The following is a 14,258-nucleotide window of genomic DNA, read 5'->3' on the forward strand; positions in this document are numbered from 1 at the left end:
GGGGCTTTGGATTGGAAAGATCGCGAAACTATCGCCGGCCGCCGCGAATGACCAGCACATTGCCGAGCCCGACAAGGACGATGCCGGCGAGGGCATAGGCGGTCCAGACATAGCCTTCGAGCGCGGTCGAGACGAGCAGCGCGAAGACCGGGAAAATGACCGTGGCATAGCCGGCCCGCGCCGCGCCGATGCGGCCGAGCAGCGTGAGATAGGCGGCGAATGCCATCACCGTCGACACCACCGCCAGGAAAACCAGCGAACCGAGATAGGAAACCGTCGTGGCGATGATGAAGGGCTTGCCCAGCATGAAGGCGAGGAACGCCGCCCAGATCGTGCCGTACAGCATGCCCCACGCGCTGGTGGAGATCAGCGGCAGTTTTCTGCGCTGGTTGGCCGCCGAGACCAGATTGCCCAGGCAGAAAGAAAACGTGCCGGCGATGCACAGAAGCAGGCCGGTGAGCGTGCCGCCGGACAGGCCATGGGCGGCGATTTCGGGGAAGAACATCAGCGCGATACCGGCAAAGCCGAGCAGACCGCCAATCAAAATACGCGGCGCAGGCCGCTCGCGCATGATGATGGCGCCCAGCAGCATGTTGATGACGGACGCCAGCGAAAACACCACCGACAAAAGGCCGCTGACCAGATAGAGCGCGCCGTAATAGAAGAACAGGAAGTTGGACGAGAAGATCAGCACGCCGAGCAATGCGAAACGCAGATGGTCGGAGAGCGGGAAGCGCAGTTGCTTGCCGCTGACGATCACCCAGCCGAACATCAGCAGCGTGGCGATGGCGAAACGCCAGACGAGATTGACCTCCGGCGACACAGCCGTGCCGACCTGCAGGGAGATCGCAAACCACGATAGGCTCCACGACAGCACCGTCAGGACATAGAGCCCGTAGTCCATCGGCTGGAACGGCCTGTCGACTGCGGACGATGCCTGAGGGGCTGCGATGGTTTCGGTCTGCGTGCTCATGCGCCTGAGGTAGGTCTTCGCAGTGGCAGACGTCCATCCAATTCTTCTGATTGAAACATTGAGACAAACGATATGTAGGGGCAAACGGACTTGACCCGACGCACCGGAATGGCCCCAATCGCGCCATGAGTGATTTTCTGCCCGAATCGAAAACCAACGCTGCCGAATATACGGTGAGCGAGATTTCCGGCGCGCTGAAGCGCACGGTCGAGGACGCCTTCGGCAATGTGCGGGTGCGCGGCGAGATTTCCGGCTATCGCGGGCCGCATTCCTCCGGCCACGCCTATTTCAGTCTGAAGGACGATCGCGCCCGCATCGAGGCGGTGGTGTGGAAAGGCACGATGAGCCGGCTGAAATTCCGCCCCGAAGAGGGCATGGAGGTTATTGCCACCGGCAAGCTGACGACCTACCCCGGGTCGTCGAAATACCAGATCGTCATCGACAATCTGGAGCCGGCCGGCGCCGGCGCGCTGATGGCGCTGCTCGAAGAGCGCAAGCGCAAGCTTGCCGCAGAAGGCCTGTTCGACAGCGAGCGCAAACGTCGCCTGCCGTTCATGCCGATGGTCATCGGCGTCATCACCTCGCCGACGGGCGCTGTCATCCGCGACATCATTCACCGCATCAAGGACCGGTTTCCGCTGCATGTGCTGCTCTGGCCGGTGCGCGTGCAGGGCGACACCTCCGGGGCGGAGGTGGCGGCAGCGGTTCGCGGCTTCAATGAACTGGCGGCGGACGGCGCGATCGTCCGGCCGGATCTTCTGATCGTCGCGCGCGGCGGCGGCAGCCTGGAGGACCTGTGGGGCTTCAACGACGAGGCGCTGGCGCGCGCCGTCGCCGCGTCCCGCATCCCGGTGATCTCGGCGGTCGGCCACGAAACCGACTGGACGCTGGTCGATCTGGTGGCCGACGTGCGTGCGCCAACGCCGACGGGTGCAGCCGAAATCGCCGTGCCGGTGAAGGCCGATCTCGAGGCGACGCTGGCCAATCTCGGCGCGCGGCTGAAGGGTTGCATATCGCGCAATTTCGACCGCAAGCGGCAGGCGCTGAGGGCAGCGGCGCGGGCCCTGCCCTCGCCCGACCAGTTGCTCGCACTGCCGCGCCGGCACTTCGACGAGGCGACCAGCCGGCTTTCGCGCGCGCTGATCGTCAGCACCGAGCGCAAGCGGGCGCGGCTTTCGGCCATCCGCCTGTCGCCGGCGACACTCGACCGCCGGCTGGCGGAAACCCGCAGGACCACCGACCGCGACATCGCCCGCGCCTATGCCGCCCTTCGCGCCATGCTGCGCGAGCGGCGCACGCGGCTTGACCGCACCGCGCAGCGCATCGGGCCGGAACCGCTGATGCGCAGGCAGAAGCTTGCAGGCGATGGGCTGGCCGCACTTCAGCGGCGGATGGATCAGGTGACGAAAATCCGGCTGGAGCGGCTGCGCGGCCGCCTGACCCAGGCCGAGCGGCTGATGTCGACGCTGTCGCACCAATCGATTCTGGAGCGCGGCTTTGCGCTGGTGACGAACGAGGAAGGCATGCTGGTGAAGCGCGCAGCGGAAGTGGCGACCGATGCAGCACTTTCGCTCACCTTTGCCGACGGCACGGTGGGCGTGGTTGCCGGTGAAGGCGCCGCGCGGCCCAAGCCGCAGCCGAAACCCGCGCCCAAGGCCAAAGTCCCCGGCACGCAGGGTTCGCTGTTCTAGGATGTCTTGAACCCGGCAAAGCGCCAGGCGCCTGTCAGAGATGATGATGGACGGTCGTGGCTGGGCGCGTTGCCAGGGAAGCGCGGTTTCCAACGGCTATCAGCCGCAACAGCTTCTCATCCCTGATGCCGTTTTCATAAGCGTCCATCAGCCGCTTGGCGACGATGCCGGCCACTTTTTCGCGGTCGGCCCGGCCAGCGGTGCAATTGTCGAAAATCTCCCGCAACAGCCTGAGCTCGTCGGGAAAATAGACGCGTCCTGTCGGTTGCGCCGGCGATTTTGTGGCCATGCCTACTCCCTTTTTTCGAGGGGCGGGAGCACGTCTTGTCTCTCGATCGCCGGTGCCCGTGGACATCGCGCGGCGACGAGCCAAGTTAGCATTTTTCCAGGAACCGCTCCAATCAAGCATAAAAACAAGCGCGAACATGATGATATCGCGATGTTGCCTTTTGGCGGTGCCGGGAAAGATGGCCGAGCCATGTCCGGCTGGATACGGCGGCAATCAGCGGTTGTCTTGCGCGTTCGCCCGCCATATCCTTGTCGCCATGGACAAGCGTTATCTTTTCCTCGCCGCCAGTGCCGGATGCGTCTTCCTGAGCGGCTTGCTATTGCTTGCCCCAAACGCAATTGCGGTGAACGGAGCTCAGTGTTCGCGCGTCCTTGAACGTTACGATGGCGGACGTCGGATGCCCCCGCGAGGCGACCCGGAACATGCCCGCTTTGTGGAGTGCTACCTCCTCCTCTGCGGAATCAAACTGGACATCTGACTCCCGCAAGATGCTCGTGGTTTTCCGGCATCTGCATGGCATGGACCTCACGGGCGCAGGAGCTGTCGCCCGCCTTGTAGAGCATTTGCCTGAAATCATGGAGAAAGGAATGGTACGGTTGGGTGGGCTCGAACCACCGACCTCCGGATCCACAATCCGGCGCTCTAACCAACTGAGCTACAACCGCGCAGGCCATTGTCTGGCGAAGCGCTCCAATACGGACAAACGACGGAGATTTCAAGACGCTTGGCGACGGTTATTCCGGTCAATTTGGCCGCAGGGCGAATAAGAGCCACAGGAAAGCGCGCAACGCCTTGCCCAAAAAGAAAAAGACCGGCGGGAGGAGGTGCCGGTCTTTTCCTTGTATCTGGCCGGAGGGAGGAGGATTCCGGCCGTCATGCCCGAAGTTTGGTGGGAGGAGGTACCGCCCTTCGGGTATCTATGAAGTCACCTGAAATCAGGCGACCTTGAAGTCCTTGAACGTCTTTTCGAAGACGTCCTTGATCGGCTTGGTCACGTCCGTGGCAGCCTTGGTTGAGACGGCCTGGAATTCCTTGGCCTGCTCGACGGCAGTCTCGAGGCCCTTGCGCAGGAACGAGGTCTGCAGCTCGATCAGCTCGGACAGCGACTTTGCGGCAACCAGGGCTTCAAGATGCGAGAAGCCGGTTTCGGCATTGGTGCGCAGCGTGGCGATCGTCTTCAGCGACAGGTCGTTGCCGACAGCCTTGGCGGTCTCGAAGGTCGACTCGAGGGCCTTCTGGGTGTCTTCGGCGCCGGACTTGATCTTGGTGTAGGCTTCCTTCGACTGCTCGACGCCCTTTTCGGCAAAGGCACGGAACTGGTCGGTGGCCTTGGAGGCATCGAAGGTCGGGAATTCAACGTTGGCGAATTCAGCGGTTTTGGTTGCGGTCTTGGACATATTTCCATCCTTTTCGGTGGACCGACCTTGCGAAAGCCGGTCTCGTTCATGCGTAACCCTGATATAGCGCAGCCAATGGTGCATTGCAACATCTTTTGTGCACTGCAACAAGACCGTCATCCAGGCAGGCCAAAACATTAAGGCGCGTTAACCAAACCATCGGGTTTCGGTGCTCAAACGCGCTGTTTTGTGGACGTTTGCCCCGCCGCCTTGTTATTAACAAAGAGTTAACCGCAGAGAATCTGTCTCCGCCTGGGAGTTCGTGCAGCGCATGCCGTCAGCTTCGTATTCGTTCATCGATGTAGCCATACTCGACGACGTGCGGCAGCGTTTCGCGGCCGGCGACGCGCTGGCCATCCTGACGACCGACCTCGACCAGGTGATCTGGGCGAACGGACCGGGTGCGGCACTGCTCGGCTATCCCGACATCGAATCGATCATCGGCGAGCCGCCCCTGCTCGGGCCGACCGCCAGACGCCAGATCATGGCGACGAGCGGCTTTCCGCGCATAGGCCGCGACCGGACCCTTGCCGTGCGGCTGGCGACCGGGGTCAGCAGCCGCGCCGTCAATTTCACCGCAAGCGCGCTGACCTTGCCGGATGGTGAGGACGCGATATTGCTGGCGGTGCCCGCCGTACAGACCAGCGGTCGCAGCGACGGCGAAATTGCCGAGCGCGCCATAAGCGGCCTGGACGAGCGCGGCCAGTTCGCAGCCTTGATCGACGCTCGCGGTGCGGTGGAGGCAGCCTCGCAGGGTTTCGCCGGGCTCGGCATCTCGCAAAAGACACTGGCCGAGATGGTCGTGGAATTAAGCGGCGAACGCGAGCGGCTGGTGAAGCGGATGGTTCCGGGTGCGGAGCGCTCCTTCCCCGCCGGCCTGGCGCGGCTGGTCGACGAGCCTGCCCGGCATCTGCTGGTGGTGATCGACGAACGCCAGTTCGCCGACGACGAGATGGCGACGGCTGAAGCTCCCGACGACAAGCCTTCTGCGCCTGCGGCTCCGGTGGCCGAGGTTCCGTTGGTGCCTGCAGCCTCGGTGGCAGATGTGCTGGCGCATGTTTCGGCACCGGCCGACGCAAAGCCGGCCACCACTGCCGAAAGCCCGGCGACAGTCGCGACGGAAAGCCCCGTAGCGAATGTTCCCGCCGTAGAAGGCGATTCGTCCTCGCAGTTGCCGGTTTCGGAAGCGCCTGTGGAGGCCGCAGCCAAGGGCGATCACGACAACTGGTATTTCAATGCCGGTGAAGCCGGCAAGACCGGAGCCGATGCGGAACGCAAGCCGGTGGAGATCGACCGCATGGCGGCGCCCACGCGTTTTGTCTGGCGCACCGATGCCGAGGGGAAATTCAGCGCGGTCTCCAGCGAATTCGTCGAGGTGGTCGGGCCGCTCGCAGCGGATGTGATCGGCCGGCGCTTCCGCGATGTCGCCATGACCTTCGGGCTCGACCCGTCGGGCGAGATCGCCGACCTGCTCGACCGCCGCGATACATGGTCGGGCCGCTCGGTGCTGTGGCCGGTGGCCGGAACGGATTTGAAGATCCCCGTCGATCTCGCCGCCCTGCCCGTCTATGGCCGCGACCGCAATTTTGAAGGTTTTCGCGGTTTCGGCGTCGCCCGCAGGGCCGATGCGGTGACCGATCCCGAAGGGCTCGGTATGGTTCTGGTGCCTTCGACCGGCGAGCCGCGCGAAAGCACGGTGGCCGAAGAAACCCGCGAGCAGCCAGCATCTGAAAGCACGCAGGCCCCCGACCCGTTCCAGGGCGAGGTGCCGGCGCTGACCATCGTGCCGAAACCCGACAACCGCCGCTTCGCCGACAAGGTCATCCGCCTGGCGGAGCATCGCCCGGCTGCCGTGCCGGAAAAAGGCCTTTCTCCCATCGAGCGCAGCGCGTTTCGCGAGATAGGCGAGCGGCTGAAGCAGCGCGGCGAAACCGCCGGCGCGGCTGAGAGCGAGGCCGGCGAACAGCCGGCGAACGACGAGGCAGGCAGGCAGGAGGCGGCCGAGCCCGTACTAGGCATTGCCGACGAGATTTCACCGGTCGAATTGCAGGAAGCCGAAGGTGCTGCATCAGAGCCGATCGTCCAAACGGAAACCGAGGTCACCGGACCGGAAACGCGCCCTGCCGAAATCCAGGGCGAAATGTTTGCTCCGGCAGCAGAGGAAGCGGACTTGGTCGCCGAGGCAACGGCCGATGACAAGCCCGGCGAAGACGCAGGCGCGCCGCAAGAGACACAGGACGTCGTCTCGTGGGACGAGCCCGTCATCGGGAACGCTGCGAACGATACCATCCCTCCGGTTACCGGTATCGACGACGCGAGCCGGCTGGCGCATGACGATGACCGACCAGTTGCGGCAAATGGCAACGATGCCGACGGAGCAACCAACGAACATGCCGCTGCGGCCGAAGAGGCCCCGGAACCCGCGACCGCCGAGTCCAGCGAATCCGCGCCGTCCGACACACCGATCCTCGAAAAGCTGCCGGTGCCGGTGCTGATCCATTCCGGCGATGTGCTGCACTATGCCAATGAAGAGTTCCTGACGCTGACGGCCTATGAGTCGGTCGAGCAACTCGCTGAAGCAGGCGGGCTCGATGCGCTGTTTGCCGAAAGCTATGACGACGAGTCGGCGGCCGAACAGCATCATCTCAAGCTGCGCACCGCCGACGGACTGGAATTTCCGATCGAGGCGCTGCTGCGCTCCGTGCCGTGGCAGGGCGGCAAGGCGTTGATGCTGGTCATACGCCGCACCGGCGAGGCTGACATCGCGCCGCTTCAGGTGCTGTCGCCGAGCGAAAGCGAGCTGCACAGCCGCGTCGCCGAAATGCGCACCATCATCGACACGGCAACCGATGGCGTCGTGCTGATTTCCAATGACGGCACGATCCGCTCGATCAGCCGGCCGGCCGAGGCGCTGTTCGGTTTCGACAGCGACGAGGTGACCGGCAAGCCCTTCGCCTCACTTTTCGCCATGGAAAGCCAGCGCGCCGCGCATGACTATCTCAACGGCATGTCGGACCATGGCGTCGCTAGCGTGCTCAATGACGGGCGCGAGGTGATCGGCCGCGAAGCGCAGGGCCGCTTCATTCCGCTGTTCATGACCATCGGCCGCCTGCCCAACGAGAGCGGCTATTGCGCCGTCGTGCGCGACATCACCCAGTGGAAGCGGGCCGAGGAAGAGCTTACGCAGGCGCGCAGCGTGGCCGAGCGTGCCTCTTCGCAGAAGACGGATTTCCTGGCCCGCGTCAGCCACGAAATCCGCACGCCGCTCAACGCCATCATCGGCTTTTCCGAACTGATGGTCGACGAGAAGTTCGGGCCGATCGCCAACGATCGCTACCGCGACTATCTGCGCGACATCAACCGCTCGGGCAACCATGTGCTCGACCTCGTCAACGACTTGCTCGACATTTCGAAGATCGAGGCCGGCCAGCAGGAAATGGCCCATGAGGCGGTGTCGCTCAACGACACGCTGGGCGAGACGGTGGCAATGATGCAGCCGCAGGCCAACCGCGAGCGCGTCATCATCCGCTCCAGCTTCGCCTCGAAACTGCCCGACGTGGTCGCCGACCTGCGCTCGATCCGCCAGATCGCGCTCAACGTGCTGTCCAACGCCATCCGCTACACGCAGGCCGGCGGGCAGGTCATCGTCTCGACCGCCTACGAGGCTTCGGGCGACATCGTCATGCGGGTGCGCGACACCGGCATCGGCATGACCCATGCCGAGATCGAACAGGCGCTGAAACCCTTCAAGCAGATCAACGCCCTGAAGCGCGCGCGCGGCGACGGCACCGGGCTCGGCCTGCCGCTGACCAAGGCGATGGTCGAAGCCAACCGCGCCCGGTTCTCGATTACCTCGACGCCCGGCGAAGGCACGATGGTGGAAGTGACATTTCCGTCGACGCGGGTGCTGGCGGAGTAGAGGGGCGGCTGTGCGCACCCATCAAGAACTGCGCCCGTGAATGAAACCGAACCTCATCCGCGCCGGCGCATCTGGCCCTTCCTGGGGTATGCGCTCCTCATAATCGCCCTGCCCGTCGCCTTGATGGGACTGATGCCGGCGAATGAATACAAGGCGTGGGGCGGGGACGGGATCGATTGCGACGGGCCGGGGCTGGTGTTCTTTTTCGCCGGGCTGGGCATCGCCTTGTACGGCGTCGGAGCACTCGTGAACGGGCGGCATTTCAGGAAGCCCTTGAGGGTTGCGGTTGCCTGCGCCTGTCTGTCGGTCTGCCTGGCGCTCGGCGTCAACCTCGTTGCCGCCATCAAGGAGCAGCGTTTGAATGATGCTGTCCCCGAGATGTGCGGCTAGATCCTCATCGAACATTCCAGCCGTAATGCGTTACCGGGTCACCGGTTCGGGGATGGACATCGTCGCGGAGAAAAATCAGGCCGGCTTTCTCGTAAAAGCGGCGTGCTCTCATATTCGCAGACCGCGTATACAGCGTGAAACCCTCCGGCATCGCAGTCTTGCAGTGAGCGAGAAGCGCCTGACCAACGCCACCGCCGATCGATCCGGGGCGAACGAACAGTTCGGCGAGAACCGCCTCCCGCGGCTTTATCGCGGCAAAGCCAATCACTTCATCGCCGCGAACAGCGACCGTCACGGTCCAGCCCGCAGACTCCAGATCGACCCGCTCTCTCAGCTCATTTTGGGTCGGCATTGTCGGAGGGCCGACGCCTTCAAGGCTCGCGCTGCTGTGCCAGATATCGGCAATCGCGTCATGGTCGGCCTTGGTCGCGGGCCGGAGTTCACAGATCGGATTTTTCTCGTTCATGCCCTTTCTCTAACGGCCAGGGCATAGACAAAGCAACGTCCGCGAAACAGGGCCCGGGAATGCGCTGGGCGCGTTTCTCAAGACCTTGTCGGTGGACTATGAAAGCGTGGAAATGAAGCTCATTCACAACCGAACGCGGCCAAGTTGAAACAACCCGTTCAGCATAGCTTCGCGCGATATACTTTTTGGAAAACTCACGGAAAGCTGCCAAAAACCGTCCAGTTTAGAATAATTCTAAACTATTGAATTCATTGGTCTTTGCCTTGACCAGGCTTTATAAATAGACGAGTAGACGATCGGCTCGGCAATGGCGCCGTCGCCAGCAAACCCCTGGGGCCTTGAACCCCTCTGGTCAGGAGAGAGACATGACAATTGGAAACGCCCGGTCGAAGATGGCCGGATACGCTGCTTTTGCCCTCGCCACCCTCTTTGCAGGCACCGCGCTCGCGGACGGCACCGTCAACATCTACACCTATCGCCAGCCCGAGCTGGTCCAGCCGGTGCTCGACGCCTTCACCGCCGAGACCGGGATCAAGACCGAGGTTCTGTTCCTCGACAAGGGCCTGGAAGAACGCATTCTCGCCGAAGGCCAGAATTCGCCCGCCGACGTCATCATGACGGTCGATATCGCCCGCCTGACCACCGCCAAGGAAAAGGGCGTGACGCAGGCGCTGGACGACGCCACCATCAACGCCAACCTGCCCGCCGAATATCGCGACCCGGAAGGCCACTGGTTCGGCCTGACCAAGCGCGCCCGCGTCGTCTATGCCTCGAAGGATCGCGTCAAGGACACGGCGATCACCTATGCCGATCTGGCCGACCCGAAGTGGAAGGGCAAGATCTGCATCCGTTCGGGCCAGCATGACTACAATCTGGCGCTGTTCGGCGCGGCGATTGCCCATTGGGGTCCGGAAAAGGCCGAAGAGTGGATGAAGGGCGTTAAGGCCAATCTGGCGCGCAAGCCGGAAGGCGGCGACCGTCCGCAGGCCAAGGCAATCGCTGCCGGCGAATGCGATATCGCCATCGGCAACACCTACTATGTCGGCCTGATGCGGACCAACGACAAGGACCCGCAGGAAAAGGAATGGGGCAATGCCATCAACGTCATCTTCCCGACCTGGGAAAACGGCCTGACGCATGTGAACATTTCGGGTGCGGCACTCGCCAAATACGCACCGAACCACGACAATGCGGTGAAGCTCATCCAGTTCCTGTCGAGCCACAAGGCGCAGCAGGTCTATGCCGAGAAGAATTTCGAATACCCGGTCGAGCCGGGCCTTGAGCCCTCGCCGGTGGTCAAGGAATTCGGCGAGCTGAAGGCCGATACGCTGCCGCTGGCCGAGATCGCCAAGAACCGCAAGGCCGCTTCCGAAATGGTCGACCGCGTCGGCCTCGACGACGGCCCGGCAAGCTGAGGCCGTGATTTGATCAAGGGGAAGCCGGGCAATCGTAGCCCGGCTTTTCCGTTTTTGAACCGAGCGTGAATTGACCGCACTGCAACGCATCGAGGACGCGCCTGCCGCCGGGGCCAAGCCGCCGCTGCCGCTGCGCGTCAAGCGCAACCGCCATGTGCCGGCGCATCTGCTGGCGCTTGCGGTTTCGGCCTGCGTTCTGCTGCCGATCCTGTCGCTGGCCTATGTCGCGCTGAGCGGAACCGGCGAGGATTGGCCGCACCTGATTGCCAATGTGCTGCCGGGCTCCAGCATCACCACGCTCTACCTGATGGCGCTGGTGGCGATACTGACCTCGGTCGCCGGTGTCACTGGCGCGTGGCTGGTCGTGGCCTACGAGTTTCCGTTGCGCAGGACGCTGTCCTGGGCGCTTGTGCTGCCGCTGGCGGTGCCGCCCTATCTCGCTGCCTACGCCTTCGGCGAGTTCTTTCACTACACCGGCCCGGTGCAGGGCCTGGTGCGCGAAATTTTCGGCTTCCAGACCATCCGTGACTACTGGTTTCCCGATATCCGCTCGACGCCCGGGGCAGCCTTCGTTCTGTCGTCGGTGCTCTACCCCTATGTCTATCTGACGACGCGCATCATCTTCCTTATGCAGGGCCGCAACATCGCCGATGTGGCGCGCACGCTGGGTGCGAAACCGTCAAAAGTGTTCTGGCGCGTGCTGCTGCCGGTGGCGCGGCCGGCGATCGTCGCCGGCGTGGCGCTGGTGCTGATGGAGACGATCAACGACATTGGTGCTGCCGAATATCTCGGCGTGCGCACGCTGACCTTCTCGGTCTATGCGACCTGGCTGAACCGCGGCAGTCTCGAGGGTGGCGCGCAGATCGCGTTGCTGATGCTGCTGCTGGTGTTCCTGCTGCTTGCCGCCGAGCAATGGGCGCGGCGGCGCCAGCGCTTCCACACCGGCCGGGCCACGCATATGCGCGCGCGCCCTCCCCGCGTCCGCCTCGGCGGCTGGCACGCCGTGCTGGCGCTGCTGGCGACCTGCCTGCCGGTGTTGTGCGGCTTCGGCATTCCGATGTTCGTCTTCGGCCAGTATGCGGCGCGGCGGCTGGAGCAGTTCTCCTCGCCGGCACTCGGGCAAGCCTTTCTGCACAGCGTCGCGACCGCTGCGGTGACCGCGCTCATCACCGTCGTGCTGGCGCTGTTTCTCATCAACGCAGTGCGGCTGGCACGCTCGCATACGATCACCGGTGCGGTGCGTCTGGCCTCGATCGGCTATGCCCTGCCCGGCGGCATTCTCGGGCTCGGGCTGCTGTTTGCGCTCGCCCGTTTCGACAATACGATCGACGCGTTTTCCCGCGCCCATCTCGGCTTCAGCACGGGACTGCTGCTCACCGGCTCGGCGGCTGCCGTGGTGATCGCCTGCGCCATCCGATTCCTGGCGCTTGCCGAAAGCGCGATCCGCTCGGGCATGGAGAAGCTGCCGCCCAATCTCGACGAAGCCGCCCGCAGCCTGGGCCAGACGCCGGCGCGCAGTGCAGCACGCGTGCTGCTGCCGCTGCTCAAGCCGGCGATCTTCACCGCCGCCGTGCTGGTGTTCGTCGACACGATCAAGGAACTGTCGGCAACGATCCTGCTGCGGCCATTCGGCTTCAACACGCTGGCGACCTATGTTTACGAGAACGCCTCGCGCGGTGTGCCGGAAGATGGCGCGGTGGCGGCGATCCTCATCATCCTGACGGCGCTGGTGCCGGTGCTGCTTCTGTCCGGCGCGCTCGCCCGCGACCGCGAAGCGCAGATGTGACTTTCCCTGCCGCAAAAGAAAAAGGCGTTCCAAAGGGAACGCCTGAGTGTTGATTGCTGTCACAACGGGGACTTGAGCGAACTGGCTTTCCTCGGGAGGTGAGGAACGGGATTTCTCCCTCAAGTTACGCACGAATATCGCGGCCAATCCTTAACAAGTCCTTACCGGAATGCGATTCAGTTTACGAAAGTGTACCACTCATGAAATCTCGGTAAATTTCATGGTGACGATTGGTTAACCATACCGCCGCCCGTCGCGTTCTGCACGACAGGCGGCGGGGCTCTTCAATCCCCGATCGGGTTGATGTCGTTCACAAACCGCAGGAGATCCGCGAAGGTGAATTTGCCCGGCACCGCCGACGGCAAGGTTGGCTTCCAGTTGGCCTCGCGCCAGAGGTATGACGTCTGGTCGCCGTGCACGAGCCCGACGAAAACCTCCGAGACGATGGTCGCGCCGACCGGTCCGAGCCCCAGTCCGCCCTTTTTCACCTGGGCTTCCTTCAGGATGTAGTACCAAAGCGGCGTCGCCCTATCGAGCCCCTGCTGCTTTGCCACCACGCCGTCCGTTCCCGAAGCGATCTCGGCCGGTGTCAGTGGGTTCCTGATCCGCATATGCCGCGCGACATCCTGGCCGGAGGGAAGCCCCAGCATCACGCCGCGCTTCAGGTTGCGGAAGGCGAGATTGCCGCCACCGCCCGGCAGATTGTGCAGCGAGGACACGAGGAAAGGATCGATCCTGCGCGAGGGCGTCATGTTGACCGGCGCGCCGCCCATGTCGCCGAGTTCATGGAACCGGCGCCAGTCGATGATCCAGTTGCTGGGCAGACGCGGGAACGCCGTGTTGGGCGGCGGGGTCGGCGGCGTCGGCGCGAGATCGCCGACGATGCCGCCCGACAGGCCGGTGAAGGCGAAGAACAGGTTGAAGTCGGCCGCCGTGAAAACCCGGTTGTGGGCATAGCGCTGGCGGACCATGCTGTGCCCGAGGCGATAGGCCGCCACCGAGAATTCCACCGGCATGAAGGGCACGCGCTTGAAGCGGTAGAATTTGCGGCCGTTGTGCAGGATCTTGGCGACAATTCCCGGTTCGGTGATGCGCTCGACGAAATCATGCAGCACGATCCACTGATAGTGCCATGTCACCAGCTTGCGGGCTTCCTGGAAGACATCCGGTGGCGGATTGGGCGCTGCCGAAAGCGTATCGCAAACCTTGTTGTGGAACTTCATCAAGGCGAGATGGGTCTGGGCGACCAGCAGGTTCTCGTCATTGCGATGATCGCCGATCAGCGCAAAGCCTTCCGGGCTGCGCGGCAGGTCGTTACGGAACTCGCCCTCACCCGAATTGAAGTTCTTGCCGATGAGGAACTTCGGGCCATGCTTTTCACCCGCGACAGGATTGCGGGCGTAGAGTTGCGGGCTGCCGTCCGGGCCGAGGCCGTAGAGGGAGTCGAGATCAAGGCTTGGCGTGCGGAAATTCTCGATGCCGAGCGGGTCCTTCTCCTTCTCGCCAAGCGAGGTGAGGTCGAGCGTGATGTCGTGATCGATAAACTGGCCGAAATAGGTGAAGCCGGCCGGCACATTCGGGTTGTTTCCGTTGGGATCGCCGGGATTGGCATCCACCATCGCCTCGGACAGCGCCTTCAGCTTGGCATCGGAAACCTGCAATGGCGGCAGCCTGGGAAACATCCGGCCGAACATGCCCGGATCCTTGTTTCCGGTCAGCGCGTCGAGCATTTCCCTGTTTGGATGCCGCCCGGCCACGCCATGGCCGGGGGTGGTCTTGACCGCAGTGGCGGCCAGCTTGAGCGTGTTCAACAATTCCGTTGGAAGTCCGCCTGCCTTGGAGCTCTTGGGCAAGCTCTTTGTTTTCAGGGACATCGCCATCCTCCTGAATACATCGGCCAATACCAGGCCGACGCGTGAGATAGCCCCCACT

At 63.4% G+C, this 14,258-nt stretch carries 10 protein-coding genes and 1 tRNA gene; 5 read left to right on the plus strand and 6 right to left on the minus strand.

Going from position 1 to position 14,258, the window contains the following annotated elements; genetic code table 11:
• Nucleotides 1-28 precede the first annotated feature (28 nt).
• Nucleotides 29-973, minus strand: coding sequence for a DMT family transporter (locus tag DZG07_RS20270; RefSeq protein WP_091914353.1), 945 nt, complete (start codon nt 971-973; stop codon nt 29-31).
• A 125-nt stretch (nt 974-1,098) separates the two neighbouring features.
• On the opposite strand from DZG07_RS20270, the gene xseA reads away from it, so the two are divergent.
• A complete protein-coding gene (gene xseA, locus DZG07_RS20275) occupies nt 1,099-2,664 on the plus strand; it encodes an exodeoxyribonuclease VII large subunit (protein ID WP_119820193.1) in 1,566 nt (521 codons plus the stop codon).
• Between the two features lie 34 nt (nt 2,665-2,698).
• Here the strand turns inward: xseA and DZG07_RS20280 are convergent, their stop codons facing one another.
• The 3 genes from DZG07_RS20280 to DZG07_RS20295 form a co-directional block, all read right to left on the minus strand.
• The gene (locus DZG07_RS20280) at nt 2,699-2,953 is read right to left on the minus strand and encodes a hypothetical protein (protein WP_091914349.1); all 255 of its coding nucleotides are present in this window, start codon (nt 2,951-2,953) and stop codon (nt 2,699-2,701) included.
• Nucleotides 2,954-3,541: 588 nt separating this feature from the next.
• Nucleotides 3,542-3,618, minus strand: a tRNA-His gene (locus DZG07_RS20290).
• Between the two features lie 270 nt (nt 3,619-3,888).
• Nucleotides 3,889-4,350, minus strand: a complete 462-nt coding sequence (locus DZG07_RS20295; protein WP_091914345.1) for a phasin — start codon at nt 4,348-4,350, stop codon at nt 3,889-3,891.
• Between the two features lie 271 nt (nt 4,351-4,621).
• Here DZG07_RS20295 and DZG07_RS20300 point away from each other — a divergent pair, with 271 nt between their 5' ends.
• Together DZG07_RS20300 and DZG07_RS20305 are read left to right on the plus strand one after the other, a co-directional pair.
• Nucleotides 4,622-8,269, plus strand: coding sequence for a PAS domain S-box protein (locus DZG07_RS20300; protein ID WP_119820199.1), 3,648 nt, complete (start codon nt 4,622-4,624; stop codon nt 8,267-8,269).
• Between the two features lie 36 nt (nt 8,270-8,305).
• A complete protein-coding gene (locus tag DZG07_RS20305) occupies nt 8,306-8,659 on the plus strand; it encodes a hypothetical protein (protein ID WP_119820202.1) in 354 nt (117 codons plus the stop codon).
• Nucleotides 8,660-8,663: 4 nt separating this feature from the next.
• Here DZG07_RS20305 and DZG07_RS20310 read toward each other — a convergent pair whose 3' ends face one another.
• Nucleotides 8,664-9,125 carry a GNAT family N-acetyltransferase gene (locus tag DZG07_RS20310; protein ID WP_119820205.1) on the minus strand — a complete coding sequence of 154 codons (462 nt, stop codon included), beginning with the start codon at nt 9,123-9,125 and terminating at the stop codon, nt 8,664-8,666.
• 392 nt (nt 9,126-9,517) lie between these two features.
• Here DZG07_RS20310 and DZG07_RS20315 point away from each other — a divergent pair, with 392 nt between their 5' ends.
• Nucleotides 9,518-10,540, plus strand: coding sequence for a Fe(3+) ABC transporter substrate-binding protein (locus tag DZG07_RS20315; RefSeq protein ID WP_245429661.1), 1,023 nt, complete (start codon nt 9,518-9,520; stop codon nt 10,538-10,540).
• A 70-nt stretch (nt 10,541-10,610) separates the two neighbouring features.
• A complete protein-coding gene (locus DZG07_RS20320) occupies nt 10,611-12,326 on the plus strand; it encodes an iron ABC transporter permease (protein WP_348626397.1) in 1,716 nt (571 codons plus the stop codon).
• A gap of 284 nt (nt 12,327-12,610) precedes the next feature.
• On the opposite strand, the gene DZG07_RS20325 is transcribed toward DZG07_RS20320, so the two are convergent.
• Complete coding sequence (locus tag DZG07_RS20325; RefSeq protein WP_091914333.1) at nt 12,611-14,200, minus strand: heme peroxidase family protein; 1,590 nt, start codon at nt 14,198-14,200, stop codon at nt 12,611-12,613.
• Nucleotides 14,201-14,258 lie beyond the last annotated feature (58 nt).

This window comes from Mesorhizobium sp. DCY119, from assembly GCF_003590645.1.
Lineage (GTDB): Bacteria > Pseudomonadota > Alphaproteobacteria > Rhizobiales > Rhizobiaceae > Mesorhizobium_M.